The 6,390-nt window shown below is 71.5% G+C and carries 5 protein-coding genes; 2 read left to right on the forward strand and 3 right to left on the reverse strand.

Translation table 11 applies throughout. The features are described 5' to 3' along the window. A partial coding sequence (drmB, locus tag AB8Z75_RS29425; protein ID WP_369207274.1) for a DrmB family protein occupies positions 1 to 1,813 on the forward strand: 1,813 nt, incomplete at its 5' end. Between the two features lie 66 nt (positions 1,814 to 1,879). Here the strand turns inward: drmB and AB8Z75_RS29430 are convergent. The 3 genes from AB8Z75_RS29430 to AB8Z75_RS29440 all read right to left on the reverse strand — a co-directional run bounded on the left by AB8Z75_RS29430 (position 1,880) and on the right by AB8Z75_RS29440 (position 4,574). After that, complete coding sequence (locus tag AB8Z75_RS29430; protein WP_369207276.1) at positions 1,880 to 2,326, reverse strand: very short patch repair endonuclease; 447 nt, start codon at positions 2,324 to 2,326, stop codon at positions 1,880 to 1,882. A gap of 166 nt (positions 2,327 to 2,492) precedes the next feature. Continuing rightward, positions 2,493 to 3,107, reverse strand: a complete 615-nt coding sequence (rdgB, locus tag AB8Z75_RS29435; RefSeq protein ID WP_369207278.1) for an RdgB/HAM1 family non-canonical purine NTP pyrophosphatase — start codon at positions 3,105 to 3,107, stop codon at positions 2,493 to 2,495. A gap of 54 nt (positions 3,108 to 3,161) precedes the next feature. Then, complete coding sequence (locus tag AB8Z75_RS29440; protein ID WP_369207280.1) at positions 3,162 to 4,574, reverse strand: cation:dicarboxylase symporter family transporter; 1,413 nt, start codon at positions 4,572 to 4,574, stop codon at positions 3,162 to 3,164. Between the two features lie 177 nt (positions 4,575 to 4,751). Here AB8Z75_RS29440 and AB8Z75_RS29445 point away from each other — a divergent pair. Continuing rightward, positions 4,752 to 6,390, forward strand: a 1,639-nt coding sequence (locus tag AB8Z75_RS29445; RefSeq protein WP_369207282.1) for a histidine kinase, incomplete at its 3' end; no start/stop codon positions are given.

Genomic DNA, 6,390 nt, shown 5'->3' on the forward strand with positions numbered 1-6,390 from the left:
GCCCCGTCGTACCCACCCGGTCAAGGGCGCGGTCCGCCGCGCCCAGATGATCACCACTTACGGCGTCGGCGGCCTCATCGCCGTCGACAACGAGTCGTTCATCGTCTCCGGCCTCGACAACGCGGAGCGCTCCTGGTCGCGCGACGAGGCGACGCCGATCGACGAACCTCGGCTGGCGTCGCTGCTCGGCGTCTCTGGGTTCCGGCTTCCGCCCGCCTCCGGCGACGACAGCGAGGACGGCGTCCGAGTCAAGCGGTTCCCCTGGTGGCAGTCCTGCTCGAAGTGTGAGCTCCTCGCCCCGTACAACACGTTCGGCAGCCCCGCCGGCAAGAGCGTCTGTCCGACCTGTTCGGACAACCCGCTCGCCCCGTCCCGCTTCGTGATGGCCTGCGAGCAGGGCCACATCGAGGACTTCCCGTACTGGAAGTGGCTGCACCGAAAGGCGCGCGGGCAGGGCATGGGCAGCGGCAGGTGTGGTGGCACGATGCGGTTGCGCTCCACCGGATCCACGACGTCGCTGCGCGCCGTCGTGCTGTCGTGCAGCTGCGGCGTGCCGGACGTCTCCATGGAGGGTGCCTTCCGTCAGCGGGCGCTCGACGACCTGGGTATCACCTGTTCGGGGAAGCGCCCCTGGCTCGACGGTGCGCCGGCCGAGCACTGCACCAAGCCCCCGCGCACCCTCCAGCGCGGTTCCTCCTCGGTCTGGCAGCCGGTCCTCCGCTCGGCCCTGTCGATCCCGCCGTGGAGCCGCGACGGCACCCTGGCACGGGTCGTCAGGGAGCACGAGGAGGTTCTCCGCGGCTATGAAGACCCCGCGCACATCGCGATCCACCTCAGGGGCGCTTTGAAGGGCGCCGATGTCGATCTCGAAGCGGTCATGGCGCTCCTGCGTGACGGAACGCCGGAGGAGGACGCCTCCGTGGAGGACCGCTACCACCGGATCCTCCGCGAGGAGTACGACAGCCTCTCCGCGGGGAACGCGGACGACGTCCGACAGCAAGATCATGACGAGGACTTCGTCTGCGTCCCGCCGAGCACCGACGCCGATCTCCTCGCACCCTTCGGCCTGCGCCCTCCGATGCTGGTCAAGCGGCTCCGCGAGGTCCGTGCGCTGACGTCGTTCACCCGCATCGTCGACCCACAGGCCGTGGGCCCCACGTACCACGCACCGCTCTCCCTCCAGCGCAAGAGCTGGCTTCCCGCCCTGGAAGTCCGGGGCGAAGGGCTCTTCCTCCGTCTGGACGAGAACCGCCTCCGCGGCTGGGAGCGGAGCGCCACAATCCACACGCGCATCGGCGAACTCCACGCCAACCACACGGCGCACCTGCGTGAACACCACACCGGCGACGGAGAACCGCGAGTCTCCCCCGCCTCTCCCCGCTACGTTCTCCTGCACACCCTCGCCCACATCCTGATCGCGGAGTGGAGTCTGGACGCGGGCTACCCATCGTCGGCCCTGCGGGAGCGTCTGTACTGCGACGACGACATGGCGGGCCTGCTGGTGTACACCGCGACCAGCGACTCGGCCGGCAGTCTCGGTGGCCTCGTCGCACAGGGCGAGCCGAAGCATCTGGCAGCCTCTCTCGAGTCGGCCTTGCGTCGGGCGTCCTGGTGCTCGGCGGACCCGCTGTGTATCGAGTCCCGTGCGACCGGTGTCGGCGGTGCCAATCACGTGGCCTGCCACGCCTGCGTGATGCTCGCCGAGACCAGCTGTGAGGGAAACAACCTGCTACTCGACCGGGCGATGCTCATCGGCACCCCCGAGGACCCGGGACTGGGGTTCTTCGCCGGAACCCTGGACCCGACCGTGTGAGACCCGCGCCTTTCGTTACGTCCGGGGCGCAGGCACCACCCCGCCTCCGCCCCGGACGTCTCAGCCTCATGCCGGGCCCGACGCACCGCGCTTCTTGGCACTCCGTCGCTCGTTCACCGTCTTCTCGATCCGTGCTGCGGCCTCGCCCGCATCCTCGTGCTCCCAGACCCGCACCGCGAGCCAGCCCGCTTCGGCCAGCCGGGCGTCGGTGTCCCGATCGCGAGCCCGATTCCCCTCGATCTTGGCTCGCCAGAACTCGGCGTTGTTCTTCGGCCAGGTCGCGTGCTGGGGACAGCCGTGCCAGAAGCACCCGTCGACGAAGACCGCGACCCGCGCGGGCCCGAACACCACGTCCGCCTCCCGCCGTATCCCCTTCACCGGCCGCCGGTGTACGCGATACCGCAGCCCTGCCGCGAACAACGCCTGCCGCAAAGCGAGCTCGACGTCGGTGTCCCGTGACCGTTGGCGACTCATCCGAGCCCGAGTCCGCGCGGTGGTCTCCAACCTCTTCACCCGTCCATTCTCCGTTTCCGCCGACGACCGGGTGGTTTGCGACAGCTCCTCGAAATCGAGAGAGGCGATCTACGCCACGTCCACTTCCGCCTCCCGGGCCCGAGTCCCCCCTCGCGCACCGCTACACCGCGGGCCGCTCGGGCCCCTGACGGCTCGGGCCCGGGGTTCAGCCGAGGGCCAGGGCCTCGCGCACGAGGGGGGCGAGCGCCCGGAACGCCTTGCCGCGGTGGCTGATCGCGTTCTTCTCCGCGGCGCTGAGCTCGGCGCACGTCCTGCTCTCCCCGTCCGGCTCCAGGATCGGGTCGTATCCGAAGCCGCCGCTGCCCGCAGGGGTGTGCCGCAGGGTGCCCCGCAGTCGGCCCGCCACGACCTTCTCGGTGCCGTCGGGCAGGGCGAGCGCGGCGGCGCACTCGAAGTGGGCCGCGCGGTGCGGCGCTTCGATGTCGGAGAGCTGGGCGAGGAGCAGGTCCAAGTTGGCGGCGTCGTCGCCGTGGCGGCCCGCCCAGCGTGCGGAGAAGATGCCGGGCGCCCCGCCGAGCACGTCGACGCACAGGCCCGAGTCGTCGGCGACGGCCGGGAGTTCGGTGGCCTGGGCGAGGGCGTGCGCCTTGAGGAGGGCGTTCTCGGCGAACGTCACCCCGGTCTCCTTGACGTCCGGGATCTCGGGGTAGGCGTCGGCGCCCACCAGCTCCAGGTCGAGCCCCGCGTCGGCGAGGATCGCCTGGAGCTCGGTGACCTTGTGGGCGTTGCGGGTGGCCAGGATCAGGCGCTGGGTGCTCATGGCCCCAGTATCGCGCCACCCGCTGCCCGGGCAGGCGGCGGTGAGCGGGGGCGCTCAGGCCTTGGTGGCGACCTGAGTGCGCTCCTGCGGCGGAACCCGGTCCGCGTCGTCGTCGGAGCGGTCCGCGGGCGCGGTCTCCGCCTGCAGGGTGCTCTCGTCGAAGGGGACGTGTCCGGCGAGGACGTCGGCGACCCGCGCCTTGTCGATCTCCTTCGTCCACGTGCCGACCAGCACGGTGGCCACCGCGTTGCCCGCGAAGTTGGTGAGGGCGCGGGCCTCGCTCATGAAGCGGTCGATGCCGACGATCAGCCCGACGCCGTCGACGAGTTCGGGGCGGTGGGACTGGAGCCCGCCCGCGAGGGTGGCCAGCCCCGCGCCGGTGACACCCGCGGCGCCCTTGGAGGCGATGAACATGAAGATGAGCAGGGAGATCTGCTGTCCGAGGCTGAGCGGGTCGCCCATGGCCTCGGCGACGAAGATCGAGGCCATCGTCAGGTAGATCATCGTGCCGTCGAGGTTGAAGGAGTAGCCGGTCGGCACGGTGATGCCGACGACGGGCTTGCTGACGCCCAGGTGCTCCATCTTCGCGATCAGCCGCGGCAGCGCGGACTCGGACGAGGAGGTGGACAGGATCAGCAGGAACTCGCGGGCCAGGTACTTCAGCAGGGCGAAGATGTTGACGCCGGCGACCAGCCGCAGAATCAGCCCGAGCACGACGAAGACGAACAGGAAGCACGTGACATAGAAGCCGATCATGATGACGGCCAGCGACTTCAGCGCGTCGACGCCCGTCTCCCCCACCACGGCGGCCATCGCGCCGAACGCGCCGACGGGCGCCGCCCACATCACCATCGCCAACACCCGGAAGACCAGCTTCTGCAGGTGCCCGATGCCGCGCAGGACCGGCTCACCGGCCTTGCCCATGGCCTGTAGCGCGAAGCCGACGAGCAGCGCGATCAGGAGCGTCTGGAGCACCTCGCCCTCGGTGAAGGCCGAGACCATGGTCTTGGGGATCATGCCGAGCAGGAAGTCGGTCATGCCCTCCCCGCCCTCGGCCTGGGAGGCGCCCGCCTCGCGGTCCGCCTCGGTCAGGTGCAGCCCGTGGCCCGGCTCCAGCACGTTGCCCACGACCAGCCCGATGGCCAGCGCGACGAGCGACATCGTCAGGAAGTAGCCGAGCGCCAGACCGCCGACGGCGCCGACCTTGGCCGCTTTGCGGACGGAACCGATGCCCAGCACGATGGTGCAGAAGATGATCGGCGAGATCATCATCTTGATGAGGTTGACGAACCCCTCGCCCAGCGGCTTGAGCTCGGTGGCCACTCCGGGTGCCGTGAGGCCGAGGATCACGCCCAGCACCACGGCGGCGATCACCGCGATGTAGAGGTAGTGGGTGCGGTCCCGCTTCACCCGTGGTGCGTCAGGCGCAGCGCCTGCTGCGGCCTGCTGCGGTGTCTTCTTCGACACGTCGGCGGCTCCTCGTCCATGGGTCACTTCACGTTGATCACCGCGTAACGCCCCTGGTGGGGTACGTTCATCGCGGATCCATATCGTGTTGAGTCCCGGTGACTATGCACCACGGTGCGACCGGCGTCACCCTTACGTGCATTACGTGCATGAAACCGGCCACGGCAGACTGTCACCATGCGTGTCCCCCGCCCCCGTCCTGCCGTGCGGTCCCGTCCGCGCAGCCTGGCGGGGCAGCTGTTCGCCATGCAGGTGGTGCTGGTCGCGGTGGTCGTCGCCGGGTGCGCGCTGTTCGCCTACGTCTCCGGTAAGGCGCAGGCCAGACAGTCCGCTACGCACCGTGCAAGGGCGACCACACAGGCGGTGGCCGATTCCCCCTCTGTCCGGGACGCGATCCGCTCCCCCCACCCCTCGCGGCGGCTCCAGCCGTACGCCGAGGAGACCCGGCGCGACACCGGCGTCACCTTCATCACGATCATGGACACGGACGGCACCCGGTGGACCCACCCGGACCCGGACCGGATCGGCGAACGCTTCGTCGGACACATCGCCCCCGCCCTCGAAGGCCGCACGTTCGACGAGACGTACACCGGCACGCTGGGGCCCTCGGTACGCGTGGTCACCCCGGTCCGCGACGGCGGACGCATCGTCGGGCTGGTCAGCGCGGGCATCGCCGTCGACACCATCAGCGAGCAGGTCAGCGACCAGCTGGCAGCCCTGCTCGCGGTCGCGGGCGGAGCCCTGGCGCTGGGCGGCCTCGGCACCTACGTCGTCAACGCCCGGCTGCGCCGCCACACCCACGGCATGAACGCGGCCGAGCTGAGCCGCCTGTACGACTACCACCAGGCCACGCTGCACGCCGTGCGGGAGGGGCTGCTGCTGCTCGACGGGCACGCCAGGGTGGCGCTCGTCAACGACGGCGCCCGCACCCTGCTGGGCCTGACCGAGCGGGGCGAACTGGTCGGCTCGCCCGTCACCGCGCTGGGCCTGCCCCGGGAGCTGACGGACGCGCTCTCGGGCGCGGCGGCCCGCGTGGACGAGGTCCACCTCACCGACCGGCGGGTGATCGTCGTCAACACCTCACCGGTCGAGGGACGCGGCACCGTCGTCACCCTCCGCGACCACACCGAGCTGCGCGCGCTGACGGGCGAACTCGACTCGGTGCGCGGTTTCGCCGAAGCCCTCCGCTCGCAGGCCCACGAGGCGGCCAACCGGCTCCACACCGTCGTCTCGCTCATCGAACTGGGCCGCGTGCGGGACGCGGTGGACTTCGCCACCGAGGAGCTGGAGCTCGCCCAGGCACTGACGGACCGCGTGGTCAGCGCCGTGGGCGAGCCCGTCCTGGCCGCCCTGCTGCTGGGCAAGGCCGCCCAGGCGAACGAGCGCGGTATCGACCTCACGCTCTCCGAGGACAGCCACGTGGACGACACCCCGGGGCTGCCGGCCAGGGACCTGGTCACCGTGCTGGGCAACCTGATCGACAACGCGGTCGAGGCCGCCGGTGCGGGGCCGCCCGGCGCCGGCGCCGGGCGGCGGGAGGCGGTGCCGGGCGCGGACACCGAGCCGCCGGACGCGGAGGCGGGCGCGGACGCCGGGCCGCCGGGCGCGAGCACCGGGCCGCAGGGCGCGGACGCCGGGCCGCCGGAAGCGAGCGCCGGGTCGCCGGACGTGGAGCCGGGCGCGGACGCCGGGCCGCCAGAGGCGGAGCCGGACGCGGAGCCGCGCGCGGACGCCGGGCCGCAGGGCGCGGAAGCCGAGCCGCCACAGGCAGTGCCGGGCGCGGGTGGGGGACCGTCGGGCGCGGGACGTGGTGGGC

The organism is Streptomyces sp. PU-14G (genome assembly GCF_041028275.1).
Lineage (GTDB): Bacteria > Actinomycetota > Actinomycetes > Streptomycetales > Streptomycetaceae > Streptomyces.